This window comes from Streptomyces sp. LHD-70, from assembly GCF_031157275.1.
In the GTDB taxonomy this organism is placed as follows: Bacteria; Actinomycetota; Actinomycetes; order Streptomycetales; family Streptomycetaceae; genus Streptomyces.
In genome coordinates this window covers 396557-410307 of sequence record NZ_JAVIFW010000002.1, presented here as the reverse complement: position 1 = coordinate 410307, position 13751 = coordinate 396557, and the positions used below count along the sequence as shown (strand labels likewise).

Here is a 13751-nt window from a genome sequence, read left to right as displayed (position 1 = left end):
CGCCTTGCAACACTGGTACTGGGGTGGTCATCGATGTGCGGACGGTATTCATCCAGTCGTGGGCCCGAGGACCTCGCAGGCGTCTTCGAGGTCGAGAAGTGGGAGCCGAAGGAGGCGCTCGCCGCCGACTACAACGTGGCCCCGACCAAAGACGTGTACGCGGTCCTCGACCGTCCCCTCAAGGACGCGCCGGACCGCACCCCGGTCCGCCAGCTGCGCACCCTGAAGTGGGGCCTCGTGCCGTCCTGGGCGAAGTCGCCGGAGGGCGCGGCCCGGATGATCAACGCACGCGCGGAGACGGTGCACGAGAAGCCCGCGTACCGCCGTGCCTTCGCCGCCCGCCGCTGCATCCTGCCCGCCGACGGCTACTTCGAGTGGGTGACCGGCTCCACCGAGCGGGACCTGGAGGTCGAGGGCAAGAAGAAGCGCCCGCGCAAGCAGCCCTACTTCGTCACCCCGGCGGACGGCTCGGTCTTCGCGATGGCCGGGCTCTACGAGTTCTGGCGCGACAGCACGCTCCCCGACGACCACCCGCAGGCCTGGTGGGTGACCTGCTCGGTGATCACCACGGAGGCGGAGACGGGCCCCCTCGGCGTCGCCCCGGCCGAGGGCCCGCAGTCGCTCGCCGACATCCACCCGCGGATGCCGCTGATGCTGACCTCGGACCGCTGGGACGCCTGGCTCGACCCGCGCCACACCGACGTGGAGGACCTGCGCTCCCTGCTCGCCCCGCCGCCGGAGGGCCTGATGCGCGCCTACCCGGTGTCGACGGCGGTGAGCAACGTCCGCAACAACGGGCCCGAGCTGCTGAAGGAGCTGGAGGGCCCGGAGGAGGGCACGCTGTTCTGACCGTGCGGTGCGCCGACCGGCACCGCGCGGGGCACGATGGGCACGTGACCAAGACACAGCCAGGCAAGACGCAGTCGAGCAGGACGCAGACCGTGGACACCCCGGCAGGCCCGGCCAGGATCACCTGGCACCCCGGCAGCAAGGCGCGGCTTGTCCTCGCCGTCAGCCACGGCGCCGGCGGCGGCATCGAGGCCCGCGACCTGCGGGCGCTCGCCGCCGCACTGCCCGCGCAGGGCGTGACCGTGGCCCTCGTCGAGCAGCCCTGGCGGGTCGCCGGGAAGAAGGTGGCGCCCGCTCCGAAGACCCTGGACACCGGCTGGCGCGCGCTCTGGCCCGCGCTTGAAGAGCCGGGGCTGCCGGTGATCGCCGGGGGGCGCAGTGCCGGGGCGCGCGTGGCCTGCCGTACGGCGCGGGAGCTCGGTGCGCACGCCGTGCTCGCGCTGAGCTTCCCGCTGCACCCGCCGGGCAAGCCGGAGAAGTCACGGGCCGACGAGCTGCTCGGCAGCGGGGTGCCGACGCTGGTCGTCCAGGGCGGCAACGACCCCTTCGGCAAGCCCGCCGAGTTCCCGTCCGGCGGTGCGTACGAGCTCGTGGAGGTGCCGTACGGCGATCACGGGTTCGCCGTGCCGAAGCGGGCGGAGATCGGGCAGGAGGAGTCTGTGGCGCTGATCACAGACGCGGTCTCCGGCTGGATCGAAGGACTTCTGGAATGAATCGAGGGACTTCTGGAGTGAAGGGGCTTCGGGAATGCTGAGGCCCTGGCTGCTGTTGTGGCGGACGTCAGTCGAGAACGCACAGAGTGAGGGAGTCCGCCGCATGGGTTCGATCGCCTGCCCGAGCCGCGCCAGCGCCGCCGACCTGGGAAGGTCGATGCTGGCTGCGGCCAAGACCGCCCCTATTCGGGCGGCGGGCGGACCGGATCGTCGTCTATCCTCCGATTCGAGCGGGGTCGGCCTCGATCCCGCCCTGTCGCTGGAGGAGGTGGGTCAGGTCACTGGGACCGACGAGGGCCGTGCGCAGGAACCGGCGGAGGAGACCTCTGCCGAGCGCAACGCCCGCTTCGAGCGCGACGCGCTCGAGTTCCTCGACCAGATGTACTCGGCCGCGCTGCGGATGACGCGCAACCCCGCCGACGCCGAGGACCTGGTGCAGGAGACGTACGCGAAGGCGTACGCGTCCTTCCACCAGTTCCGTGAGGGCACCAACCTCAAGGCGTGGCTCTACCGCATCCTCACCAACACGTTCATCAACTCGTACCGCAAGAAGCAGCGTGAACCCCAGCGCAGCGCGGCCGAGGAGATCGAGGACTGGCAGCTGGCACGCGCCGAGTCGCACATGTCGACCGGACTGCGCTCCGCCGAGTCGCAGGCCCTCGACCGGCTGCCCGACTCGGACGTGAAGGACGCCCTGCAGGCGATCCCCGAGGAGTTCCGCATCGCCGTCTATCTGGCGGATGTCGAGGGCTTTGCCTACAAGGAGATCGCGGACATCATGGGAACGCCCATCGGTACGGTGATGTCCCGGCTGCACCGCGGCCGGCGACAGCTGCGCGGCATGCTCGAGGACTACGCGAAGGACCGCGGCCTCGTGCCCGCCGGTGCCGCGACCGGCGCGGCAGAGTCGTCGAACGGAACGAAAGGCTCGGGCTCATGAGCTGCGGAGACCCGCACGAGACGGAGTGCTCTGAGGTCCTGGACCATCTCTATGAGTTCCTGGACCACGAGATGCCCGACAGTGACTGCACCAAGTTCGAGACGCACTTCGAGGAGTGCTCCCCGTGCCTGGAGAAGTACGGCCTCGAACAGGCCGTGAAGAAGCTGGTCAAGAGGTGCTGCGGACACGATGACGTGCCGACGGACCTGCGCGCCAAGGTGATGGGCCGGATCGACCTGATCCGCGCCGGTGAGGCCGTGCCCGACCACGACCTGACCGCACCCCCGCCCGAGCCGCAGCAGCCCGTCACGCCGCGCCGCTCCGCGCCGTCCCCCTCGCCCCAGGAATCCTGACGCTCACCAGCCGTTGGAATCCTGAACTCCGTTTCTGTGACGGAGAGTTGAGGCTCTGCGGGGCGCATCGCGAGCCCGCGTGCGGCCCCGTCACCCGATGGTGCGAATCCGCAGTCGCATAAGCCGCGGAATCACCCGATCCCCTCTCGCTGCCCACGCAGCCGTCCTATTCTCCGGAATCTGAACGGCACAGCGGTCGCAGGGGGAGGAGAGCGTGATGCGGTCTGTTCCCCCCTGGGCCGTGGTCTACATCGGCCTGACCGCGATCGGCGCCGCCCTCTGCGCGGCGCCCGCCCTCGACCCGTCGGCCCGCACCCCGTGGAGCGCGGTCGCCCTGCTCGCCGTGCTGTACGCCGGGTGCGAGCAGATCACCCGCCTCCGGCGCATCGGGCCACGGGCACCGCGCGGCATGGTCGGCTTCTTCCCCGTGCTGCTCGCCGGGGTGTTCCTGGTGCCGCCCGCCGCGGCCGCCCTCGTCGCCGTGCCCGGCGCCGCCCTCGCCCGGGTCGAGCTCGGGCCCGTCTCCCCGATCTTCGCGGGTCCACGACGCCTGGCACGCTCCCCCAGCCTCCGGCCGGGGGGACCCCCACTCGCCGCACGCCCGAACCGCCCAAGTACGTCCAGTACGAGGGCGATCCGGGCGCACGCCGAGAGCACGCTCCCCCAAGCTCTCGGCTCCGCTCGAGCAGGGGGGACCCCCATGACGCCGCGGCCTGATCCGCGAAGATCGGGAAGACGCGCCCTAGGGCCCGCGCCGCCCCGCCGGATCTGGCGCCCCGCGCGGTACGCCCTCGCCTGCTGGGCCGCGGCCACCGTCCATGTCGCCCTCGGCGGGCGGGAGTTGCTCACCGCGGGCAGGCCCGCCGCGCCCGACTTCCCCCTCGCGCTCGCGCCCGCCGCTGCCGCCGCGCTCGTCTTCGCCCTCGTCGTGGCGGCGCTCGACGGCGGCATCCTGGCGACGGCCGAGCGGGTCCCGGTGCGTGCCGCCTGGCGCGGGCTCTTCCCGCGCTCCCTCGCGCCCGTCCTCGTGCACGGCTTCGCGGGTCTGATGATGGCGGTGCTCTGGCGCAGCCCGTACGGACCGCCGGCGGCGCTGCTCGTCCTGCTGCCGATGTACATCTCCTGGTGGGTGTTCGCGCAGTACCACCGCGAGCGGTCCGCCCATCAGGCCACGATCCGGGCCCTGGTGCAGGCCGTCGACATCAAGGACGAGTACACGCGCGGGCACAGCGAGCGCGTCGGCGAGGCCTCCGTCCTGATCGCGCGCGAACTCGGCATGGCGGACGAGCGTGTCGAGGTCCTCCGGTTCGCCGGAATCCTGCACGACGTCGGCAAGCTCGGCGTCCCCACCCGGCTGCTGCGCAAGGACGGCCCGCTCACCCCCGAAGAGCGGCGCGTCATCGAACTGCACCCCGAGTACGGGCACGAGATGGTGCGCGGCATCGGCTTCCTCGGCGAGGCCCGCTCGGCGATCCTGCACCACCACGAACGGCTCGACGGCAGCGGCTACCCGTACGGCCTGACGGGGCGTCAAATCCCGGAGTTCGCCCGGGTGGTGGCCGTCGCCGACGCCTTCGACGCCATGACCTCGACCCGCTCCTACCGGCGCGGGCGGCCCGTCGCCGACGCGCTCACCGAGCTGAAGCGGTGCGCGGGGCGGCAGTTCGACCCGCAGATGGTCCGCGCCCTCGTCCGCGCCCTCGACCGGCACGGATGGCGCCCCGCCGTCACCTCCGACGAACCCGAGCCGCAGCGGACGACGGCCGCGGTCGCCGCCGCGCACGTGCCGGGGCCGCGCGGCAGCCGTGCCCCCCTCGCCGGGGACCGCCCGCGATGACCCGCAGGCCGGCCGTACGACAGGTCCGTGTCCCCCTCATGGTGCGGGCCGCGCACGCCGCGGCCGCACTGCTCGCGGTGACCGCGCTCGCCCACGTCCTGTGGTCAGGGCTTGAGCAGCGCGGGGTCGCCCTCGCCTTCGGGGCGCTCGTCGTCGTCGGCGAGCTGGCCCGCAAGGGGGGCACCGCGGGGGAGGGCGCCGCCGAGGAGCGCGAGCCCGCACCGCTCGGCGCCGCCGGGGCGCTCGCGTACGCCCTGCTCGGCGAGAACGCCGGGCACCCCACGCACCACGGCGTGCTGCAGGTGGTCGCCGTGACCGTCGCCGCGCTCCTCGTCGGGTCCGTGCCGCACCTCGCGCGCGGCCGGGCGCCCACGCCCGACCACCTGGCCCGCCGCGTCCTGACCGTCGCCTTCGCCGCCGTGCTCTTCCAACCCCTGTACAACTCCGGCCAGTTGGCCGAGCTGATCGGCCACGGCCCGGTCTACGCGCTGTGGCTGGTCGCGCTCGTCGCGCTCACCGGGCTGTGCGACGCCGTGCTCGCCGCCGCGCTCGTCCGCGCCCGCACCCGCTGGCCGTACGGGCCGCTGCTCCGCGACGAGCTGCGGGCCAAGCGCGGCATCGGCTCGGCGGTGGGGGCGAGCGGCGCGGTGATGGCGCTCGCGGTGGCCGTCGCCGGGCTGTGGGCGCTGCCGCTGTTCTGCCTGCCGCTGCTGCTCACCCAGCTCTCCTTCAGCCGGTACGCGGCGGTGCGTACGACCTACCGGCAGACCATCACGTCCCTGGCGCGGGCCACCGAGATCGCCGGGTACACCCCGCAGGGCCACGCCCGCCGCGTCGCCGCCCTGAGCCGCGCCGTCGGCCGTGACCTGGGGCTCTCCGGGTTCGACCTGGTCGTACTCGAGTACGCGGCCCTGATGCACGACATCGGGCAGCTCTCCCTGGTCGACCCGGTGCGGGACGGCGCCACGGCCGCGCTGCCCGCCGTGGAGCAGCGCCGGATCGCCCTGCTCGGCGGGGCCGTGGTGCGCCAGACCGGGGTGCCCTCCGACGTCGCGGTGGTGGTCGAGCGGCAGGCCGATCCGTACCGTGACCAACCCCTCACGGCGCGGATCGTGCGGGCCGCGAACGCATACGACGAGATGGCGCGGGGAGAAGGCCCGGGAGGGCCGCTCGCCGCCCTGGAGCGACTGCGCCTCGCCACCGGCCGTGACTACCAGCCGGAGGTCGTCGAGTCCCTGGCCAGAGTGCTCTCCCGGGGCGGTCTGGCCCCGGTCGGCGGATGAGCGCCACGGCCCGCGCCAAGGGCCGGGCGAAGGGCCGGACAGAGAGCCGGGCGAAGGGCCGGGCCAAGGGCCGGACGAAGGGCCGGACGAAGGCGTCCGGAATGCGTCGCGGATCGGCGGTCCCGGGCAGGGATTCCCTGGTCCCACCTGGGTAACCCATGGGTAATGAGCGGGCGTCCGACCGGGCATGGTTGGATGCGAAGTGCAGGGTGTCCGGGGGCAAAGGCCCGATGCTGCACTGAGAGTGGAACGACCTGGGCAGGCGGGAATCGTGAGGATCTTCGGCAAGGGACGGCACCGGCCCTCCGCCTCCTGGCGGCAGGCCACCGACCGGGCGTTCACGCTCATCGGAGACGGCCGGTACGAGGACGCGGGGGCGCTCCTGACCCGTGCGGCCGACCTCGAACCGTGGCTGTCCGAGTCCTGGTTCAACCTCGCCCTGCTGCACAAGTTCCGGCACGACTGGGAGCAGGCGCGCGCCGCGGGCCTGCGGGCCGTCGCGCTGCTCGACCGCGAGGCCGGCGCCCCGGACTGGTGGAACGTCGGAATCGCCGCGACCGCCCTGCAGGACTGGCCGCTGGCCCGCCGCGCCTGGCAGGCGTACGGACTGAAGGTCCCCGGCGGACCCGTCGGCGGCGAGCCGCCGCTCGGCATGGAGCTCGGCAGCGCGGCCGTGCGGCTGTCCCCGGAGGGCGAGGCCGAGGTGGTCTGGGGCCGGCGGCTCGACCCGGCCCGGATCGAGGTGCTGTCCATCCCGCTGCCGTCGTCCGGAAGGCGCTGGGGCGAGGTCGTGCTGCACGACGGCGTCCCGCACGGCGAGCGGACCACGGGCGCGGGCCCGTCGTACCCGGTCTTCGACGAGATCGAGCTGTGGGCGCCCTCACCGGTGCCGACCTGGGTGGTGCTCCTCGAAGCGGCGGGCGAGGCCGACCGGGACGCCCTGGAGCGGCTCGCGGCGGACGCCGGTTTCGCCGCCGAGGACTGGTCGTCCTCGGTGCGGCTGCTCTGCCGGATGTGCTCGGAGAGCCGGATGCCCAGCGACGAGGGCGACGGCGAGCACCTCGACCCGCACGACCACAGCGAGCCCGGCCACCCCGGACCGCTCGGGCACCGCAGCCCCGGCGCCCTGTGGGTCCCGGAGCGGGAGTGCGGCATCGCGGCGCCCGCGGGCCTGGTGCGCGGGCTGCTCGACGGCTGGGTGGCGGACAGCCCGGACACCCGTGACTGGCGGGACCTGGAAGAAGTCTGCTGACCCGAGACACCTCCCCAGCAGGTCCCCGTAGGCTGTACTTCCACACTTGGCATGTTGAGGAAGGCGTACGTCGGACATGGCGCAGCAGGACACCGATCAGCAGACGGCGGCGAAGGCGGGCGTGCTCCCCGTCGACGACGAGGGCTTCGTCATCGACACGGAGAACGCCGAGGAGCGCGAGGCCGCCTACCGCGAGCGCGGTACGTCCCGGCCGGTCACCGTCGTGGGCAACCCGGTCCTGCACAAGGAGTGCAAGGACGTCACGGAGTTCGGTGACGAGCTCGCGCAGCTCGTCGACGACATGTTCGCCAGCCAGCGCAACGCCGAGGGCGTCGGCCTCGCCGCGAACCAGATCGGCGTCGACAAGAAGGTCTTCGTCTACGACTGCCCCGACGACGAGGGCAAGCGGCACGTCGGCGTGATCTGCAACCCCGTACTGCAGGACCTCCCCGCCGAGCAGCGCCGGCTCGACGACGGCAACGAGGGCTGCCTCTCGGTGCCGACGGCGTACGCCGAGCTGGCCCGGCCCGACTACGCGGTGGTGACCGGCCAGGACGAGAAGGGCAACCCGATCACCGTGCGCGGCACCGGCTTCTTCGCCCGCTGCCTGCAGCACGAGACGGACCACCTGTACGGCTACCTCTACATCGACCGCCTCTCCAAGCGCGACCGCAAGGACGCCCTGCGGCAGATGGAGGAGGGCACGCCGCGCTACGAGGTCGTGCCCAACGACTGAGCACCACAAGCGAGTTCAGGGGTCGGCCCGTCGAGTGGGCCGACCCCTGAAACGTACTCAGAACTCGTGGAACGTACTCAGAACTCGTCGTCGAAGGAGACCGAGCCCTCCACTGCGACCTGGTACGCGGACGGCCTGCGCTCGAAGAAGTTGGTCAGCTCCTGGACGCCCTGCAGCTCCATGAACGAGAACGGGTTCTCGGAGCCGTAGACCGGGGCGAAGCCGAGGCGGGTCAGGCGCTGGTCGGCGACGCACTCCAGGTACTGCCGCATCGACTCGGTGTTCATGCCCGGCAGACCCTCGCCGCACAGGTCACGCCCGAACTGCAGCTCCGCCTCGACGGCCTCGCGCAGCATGTCGGTGACCTGCCCCTGCAGCTTGTCGTCGAAGAGCTCGGGCTCCTCCTTGCGGACGGTGTCCACGACCTCGAAGGCGAAGTTCATGTGCATCGTCTCGTCCCGGAACACCCAGTTGGTGCCGGTGGCCAGACCGTGCAGCAGGCCGCGGGAGCGGAACCAGTACACGTACGCGAAGGCGCCGTAGAAGAACAGGCCCTCGATGCAGGCCGCGAAGCAGATCAGGTTGAGCAGGAAGCGGCGCCGGTCGGCCTGGGTCTCCAGGCGGTCGATCGACTCCACTGAGTCCATCCACTTGAAGCAGAAGTCCGCCTTCTCCTTGATGGACGGAATGTTCTCCACCGCCGCGAACGCCGCGTTGCGGTCCTCCGGATCGGGCAGATACGTGTCGAGCAGCGTCAGATAGAACTGGACGTGCACGGCCTCCTCGAAGAGCTGACGGCTCAAGTAGAGCCTCGCCTCGGGGGAGTTGATGTGCTTGTAGAGGGTGAGCACCAGGTTGTTCGCGACGATCGAGTCACCGGTCGCGAAGAACGCGACGAGCCGGCCGATCATGTGCTGCTCGCCCGGCGAGAGCTTGGCGAGGTCGGTGACGTCCGAGTGGAGGTCGACCTCCTCGACGGTCCAGGTGTTCTTGATCGCGTCCCGGTAGCGCTCGTAGAAGTCCGGGTAGCGCATGGGGCGCAGAGTCAGCTCGAAGCCCGGGTCGAGCAGGTTCTTGTTCTGGCTGGTCATTACTGGCAGGCCTCGCAGGACTCGGGGTTTTCCAGGGAGCAGGCCACGGCCTCGGGGTCGGCGGCCTGCGCGGGGATCGGGGTGGCGGTGGCGGCGTTCGAACCGGCGGCTCGGGCGATCCGGGTCGCGGGACGGGACCGCAGGTAGTACGTGGTCTTCAGGCCCGACTTCCAGGCGTACGCGTACATCGACGAGAGCTTGCCGATGGTCGGCGTCTCCAGGAACAGGTTCAGGGACTGCGCCTGGTCCAGGAACGGGGTGCGGGCGGCGGCCATGTCGATGAGGCCGCGCTGCGGGAGCTCCCAGGCCGTGCGGTACAGCGCCCGCACCTCCTCGGGCACCCAACCGAAGCCCTGCACCGAGCCGTTGGACTCGCGCAGCGCCTCGCGGGTCTGCGCGTCCCAGACGCCGAGCCGCTTGAGCTCCTCCACCAGGTAGGCGTTGACCTGGAGGAACTCGCCGCTGAGCGTCTCGCGCTTGAACAGGTTGGAGACCTGCGGCTCGATGCACTCGTACACACCGGCGATGGACGCGATGGTCGCGGTCGGTGCGATGGCGAGGAGCAACGAGTTGCGCATGCCGACCTGAGCGATCCGCGCGCGCAGGGCGTCCCAGCGCTCCGGCCAGTTCAGCTCGACGCCGTAGTGGTCGGGGTGCAGCACACCGCGCGCGGTGCGGGTCTTCTCCCAGGCGGGCAACGGGCCGTTGCGCTCGGCGAGTTCGGCGGAGGCCTCGTACGCGGCGAGCATGACGCGCTCGGCGATCCTCGTGGACAGGGCCCGGGCCTCGGCCGAGTCGAAGGGCAGCCGCAGCTTGAAGAACACGTCCTGCAGACCCATCGCGCCCAGGCCCACCGGGCGCCACTTGGCGTTGGAGCGGCCGGCCTGCTCGGTCGGGTAGAAGTTGATGTCGACGACGCGGTCCAGGAACGTGACGGCGGTACGGACGGTCGCGTCGAGCCGTTCCCAGTCGATGTCCTGGGAGTCGGCGTCCACGAAAGAACCCAGGTTCACCGACCCCAGGTTGCAGACCGCGGTCTCCCCGTCGTCCGTGACCTCCAGGATCTCCGTGCACAGATTCGAGGAGTGCACGGTGTGGCCGGGCTCGGCGGTCTGGTTGGCGGTGCGGTTGGCGGCGTCCTTGAACGTCATCCAGCCGTTGCCGGTCTGGGCGAGGGTGCGCATCATCCGGCCGTACAACTCCCGCGCGGGGAGCGTCTTACGGGCCTTCTGCGCGGCCTCGGCCGTGCGGTACGCGGCGTCGAACTCCTCGCCCCACAGGTCGACGAGCTCGGGCACGTCGGCCGGGGAGAACAGCGACCAGTCGGCGTCGGCCGCGACCCGGCGCATGAACTCGTCGGGGATCCAGTGCGCGAGGTTGAGGTTGTGCGTACGGCGGGCGTCCTCGCCGGTGTTGTCCCGCAGCTCCAGGAACTCCTCGATGTCGGAGTGCCAGGTCTCCAGGTACACCGCGGCCGCGCCCTTGCGCCGCCCGCCCTGGTTGACGGCGGCCACGGAGGCGTCGAGCGTCTTGAGGAACGGCACGATCCCGTTGGAGTGCCCGTTGGTCCCGCGGATCAGCGAACCCCGGCTGCGGATACGGGAGTACGAGAGGCCGATGCCGCCGGCGTGCTTGGAGAGGCGGGCGACCTGGTGGTAGCGGTCGTAGATGGAGTCCAGCTCGTCGAGCGGGGAGTCGAGCAGGTAGCAGGACGACATCTGCGGGTGCCGCGTACCGGAGTTGAAGAGCGTCGGCGAGGACGGCAGGTAGTCGAGGCGGCTCATCAGGCCGTAGAGCGCGGCGACTTCGTCGAGGGCGCGCTCGCTCTCGTCCTCGGCGAGGCCGGCGGCGACGCGGAGCATGAAGTGCTGCGGGGTCTCGACGACCTTGCGGGTGATCGGGTGGCGGAGCAGATAGCGGCTGTGCAGGGTGCGCAGGCCGAAGTAGCCGAAGCGGTCGTCGGCGCCGGTGTCGATCAGGGCGTCGAGCCGGGCGGCGTGCGCCGTCACGAACGCGGCGGTGCGGTCGGCGATCAGGCCCTCGCGGTGGCCGACGGCGACGGACCCGGTGAAGCACGTGACGCCCTGCGAGGCGGCCTCGTCGGCGATGGCGCGGGTGAGCAGCCGGGCGGCGAGACGGGAGTAGGCCGGGTCCTCGGAGATGAGGCCCGCGGCGGCGTCCGTGGCGAGGTCGCGCAGCTCCGCCGCGTCCGAACCGGCGTGCCGGCCGCGCAGCGCGGCGGCGGCGACGCGTCCGGGGTCGGTGCCGGGCAGGTCGGCGGTCAGCTCGGTCAGGGTCCGCAGGAGCGCGGTTCCCGGGGCGTCTTCGACGGCCTCGGCCTGTTCGGCCTGGGCTGAGACGGGATCGGCTGGCGCGATGGTCACGTGGGGCACTCCCTCGCTCGGCTCGGGGCCTGCTGCGGGCGGGAGTGGGCGCACGGCACCGCGGGACGGCACACCGTGACGCGTCCACCGGCCCATTCCGCGAGGCCCGGACGACATGGGCACCCGGACCGGGCGGCACGGGTGCGCTGTCGGCAGGTCCTCGGACTCGACAGGTACGCAAAAGCGCACCGATACACCGTTGCGGGACAGTTCCGGATTCGCACCGGATTCCCCTGCGGCGACAGCGAGGTCGAGCATACATGTGGGGGGAGGTGCTCGCGGCTGCCCCCATATGTTGTGTCGTACGGCAGGGCAGAGCGAGGTCGTACGGATACGACGACGGGCCGCCGGATCGCTCCGACGGCCCGTCGTCGTACGGGAGTTCAGACCAGGTTCAGTGCGAGGAGCCCGCCGTGGCCGGCGGCAGGTCCGCCTTGACGCCCGGGTCGCCCGCGTCCGCCGTGTAGTCGCTCGGCTGGGTCTGGTCGACGCCGTCGGGCGCCTTGACGGCCCGCAGGACGAAGGTCAGGACCACGGTGACCAGGACGTTCAGGACGAACGCGGTGAGGCCGATGTAGCCGATCTCGCCGATGCCGGGGATCTCCGTGGAGGAACCGCCGAAGTGCTTCTGCGTCGGAGAGGCCACCCCGTACGCCGCGGCCGTGCCGTACACCATGCCGACCGCCCAGCCGCCGAGCAGCGCCCAGCGGTGGAACCAGCGGGTGAACAGGCCGCCGACGAGGGCCGGGAAGGTCTGCAGGATCCAGATGCCGCCGAGCAGCTGGAAGTTGATCGCGACCGTCTTGTCCATGCCGAGGACGAAGACCAGCGCGCCCACCTTCACCAGGAGCGACACCAGCTTGGAGACCTTGGTCTCCTGCGCCGGGGTGGCGTCCGGCCTGATGAAGTCCTTGTAGATGTTGCGGGTGAAGAGGTTCGCGGCGGCGATCGACATGATGGCCGCCGGGACCAGGGCGCCGATGCCGATCGCCGCGAAGGCGATGCCGGCGAACCAGTCCGGGAACATGGTCTCGAACAGCTGCGGGATCGCCAGCTGCCCGTTCTCCACCGTGACCCCGGCCGCGATCGCCATGAAGCCGAGCAGCGCGAGGAAGCCCAGCATCAGCGAGTACAGCGGCAGGATCGTGGTGTTGCGGCGGATCACGTCACGGCTGCGCGAGGACAGCGTCGCGGTGATCGAGTGCGGGTACATGAACAGCGCGAGCGCCGAGCCGAGCGCAAGGGTGGCGTAACCCCAGTGCCCGCCGTCGTCCGGCACCAGACCGCCCTTGCCCTGCTCGGTGAACTTGTCGCTCGCCGAGGCGAAGATGTCGGCGAACCCGCCCAGCTTGATCGGGATGTAGATGATGGCCACGGCGATCACGATGTAGATCAGCGTGTCCTTGACGAACGCGATCAGCGCGGGCGCGCGCAGCCCCGACGAGTACGTGTACGCGGCGAGCACGCCGAACGCGATCAGCAGCGGCAGGTCCTTGATGAACCAGTTGGTGTCCTCGCCGCCGCCGACACCCATCACGTCCAACACGGCCTGGATGCCGACCAGCTGGAGCGCGATGTACGGCATCGTGGCGAGGATGCCCGTCACGGCCACGGCGAGCGAGAGCCCCTTCGAGCCGAACCGGCCGCGCACGAAGTCCGAAGTCGTCACGTACCCGTGCTTGTGGGAGACCGACCAGAGGCGCGGCAGGAACGTGAAGATCAGCGGGTAGACCAGGATGGTGTACGGCACCGCGAAGAAGCCGGCCGCGCCCGCCGCGTAGATCGCCGCCGGGACGGCCACGAAGGTGTACGCGGTGTACAGGTCGCCGCCGAGCAGGAACCAGGTGACCCAGGTGCCGAACGAGCGGCCGCCGAGGCCCCATTCGTCGAGGCTGTTCTCGTTCTCGGCCTTGCGCCAGCGGGCCGCCATGAAGCCCATGGCGGTGACGAGGACGAAGAAGAAGATGAAGACGGCGAGTGCGACGCCGTTCACGCCGTCGTTCACTTGGCTCCGCCTTCCCGGCGCGCGCGCTGGTCACGCTGCCACAGCCAGTACGCGAGCACGGTGAGCGCGGTCGAGATGAGCACCCACGCCATCTGGTACCAGTAGAAGAACGGCAGCCCGATGAAGGCCGGATCCGTCTTCGCGTAGGAACCGACCCACAGCATGGCGATGAACGGTGCGACGAGACAGAGGCCGATGACGACGCGCACCGGCGTCACCACCGGTGGTCTGTTCTCTTCTGAAGCTTGTGACATGCGGCGGGCTCCGTCCCCCTCGCTGGTGACCTCGTGCGGTGCGCACGAAATCTA

At 71.3% G+C, this 13751-nt stretch carries 12 protein-coding genes and 1 riboswitch; of the genes, 8 read left to right on the top strand and 4 right to left on the bottom strand.

The features are described 5' to 3' along the window. The first annotated feature begins 33 nt into the window (after positions 1 to 33). The 8 genes from RCO28_RS06845 to def all read left to right on the top strand — a co-directional run bounded on the left by RCO28_RS06845 (position 34) and on the right by def (position 7963). Complete coding sequence (locus tag RCO28_RS06845) at positions 34 to 849, top strand: SOS response-associated peptidase (RefSeq protein ID WP_308940304.1); 816 nt, start codon at positions 34 to 36, stop codon at positions 847 to 849. Positions 850 to 893: 44 nt separating this feature from the next. Continuing rightward, positions 894 to 1562 (top strand): alpha/beta family hydrolase, encoded by a 669-nt coding sequence (locus RCO28_RS06840; RefSeq protein ID WP_308940051.1) that lies wholly within the window; start codon positions 894 to 896, stop codon positions 1560 to 1562. A 268-nt stretch (positions 1563 to 1830) separates the two neighbouring features. Further along, complete coding sequence (locus RCO28_RS06835; RefSeq protein WP_308940303.1) at positions 1831 to 2502, top strand: sigma-70 family RNA polymerase sigma factor; 672 nt, start codon at positions 1831 to 1833, stop codon at positions 2500 to 2502. After that, positions 2499 to 2855 carry a mycothiol system anti-sigma-R factor gene (rsrA, locus tag RCO28_RS06830; RefSeq protein ID WP_308940050.1) on the top strand — a complete coding sequence of 119 codons (357 nt, stop codon included), beginning with the start codon at positions 2499 to 2501 and terminating at the stop codon, positions 2853 to 2855. Before RCO28_RS06835 ends, rsrA begins: the two co-directional genes overlap by 4 nt. Before the next feature lie 217 nt (positions 2856 to 3072). Next, positions 3073 to 4692, top strand: coding sequence for an HD-GYP domain-containing protein (locus tag RCO28_RS06825; protein ID WP_308940049.1), 1620 nt, complete (start codon positions 3073 to 3075; stop codon positions 4690 to 4692). Then, the gene (locus RCO28_RS06820; RefSeq protein WP_374991105.1) at positions 4689 to 5975 is read left to right on the top strand and encodes an HD-GYP domain-containing protein; all 1287 of its coding nucleotides are present in this window, start codon (positions 4689 to 4691) and stop codon (positions 5973 to 5975) included. The genes RCO28_RS06825 and RCO28_RS06820 overlap by 4 nt, the downstream gene beginning before the upstream one ends. Positions 5976 to 6246: 271 nt before the next feature. After that, on the top strand, positions 6247 to 7227 hold the full coding sequence (locus RCO28_RS06815; protein ID WP_308940048.1) for a hypothetical protein: 981 nt from the start codon (positions 6247 to 6249) through the stop codon (positions 7225 to 7227). Between the two features lie 76 nt (positions 7228 to 7303). Further along, positions 7304 to 7963 carry a peptide deformylase gene (gene def / locus RCO28_RS06810; protein WP_308940047.1) on the top strand — a complete coding sequence of 220 codons (660 nt, stop codon included), beginning with the start codon at positions 7304 to 7306 and terminating at the stop codon, positions 7961 to 7963. A 77-nt stretch (positions 7964 to 8040) separates the two neighbouring features. Here def and RCO28_RS06805 read toward each other — a convergent pair whose 3' ends face one another. The 4 genes from RCO28_RS06805 to RCO28_RS06790 form a co-directional block, all read right to left on the bottom strand. After that, complete coding sequence (locus tag RCO28_RS06805; protein WP_308940046.1) at positions 8041 to 9054, bottom strand: ribonucleotide-diphosphate reductase subunit beta; 1014 nt, start codon at positions 9052 to 9054, stop codon at positions 8041 to 8043. Then, complete coding sequence (locus RCO28_RS06800; RefSeq protein WP_308940045.1) at positions 9054 to 11438, bottom strand: ribonucleoside-diphosphate reductase subunit alpha; 2385 nt, start codon at positions 11436 to 11438, stop codon at positions 9054 to 9056. The genes RCO28_RS06805 and RCO28_RS06800 overlap by 1 nt, the downstream gene beginning before the upstream one ends. A gap of 133 nt (positions 11439 to 11571) precedes the next feature. Beyond that, positions 11572 to 11713, bottom strand: a riboswitch (cobalamin riboswitch). A 119-nt stretch (positions 11714 to 11832) separates the two neighbouring features. After that, a complete protein-coding gene (gene mctP, locus RCO28_RS06795; protein WP_308940044.1) occupies positions 11833 to 13443 on the bottom strand; it encodes a monocarboxylate uptake permease MctP in 1611 nt (536 codons plus the stop codon). Then, on the bottom strand, positions 13440 to 13697 hold the full coding sequence (locus RCO28_RS06790; RefSeq protein WP_308940043.1) for a DUF3311 domain-containing protein: 258 nt from the start codon (positions 13695 to 13697) through the stop codon (positions 13440 to 13442). The genes mctP and RCO28_RS06790 overlap by 4 nt, the downstream gene beginning before the upstream one ends. Positions 13698 to 13751: the final 54 nt, after the last annotated feature.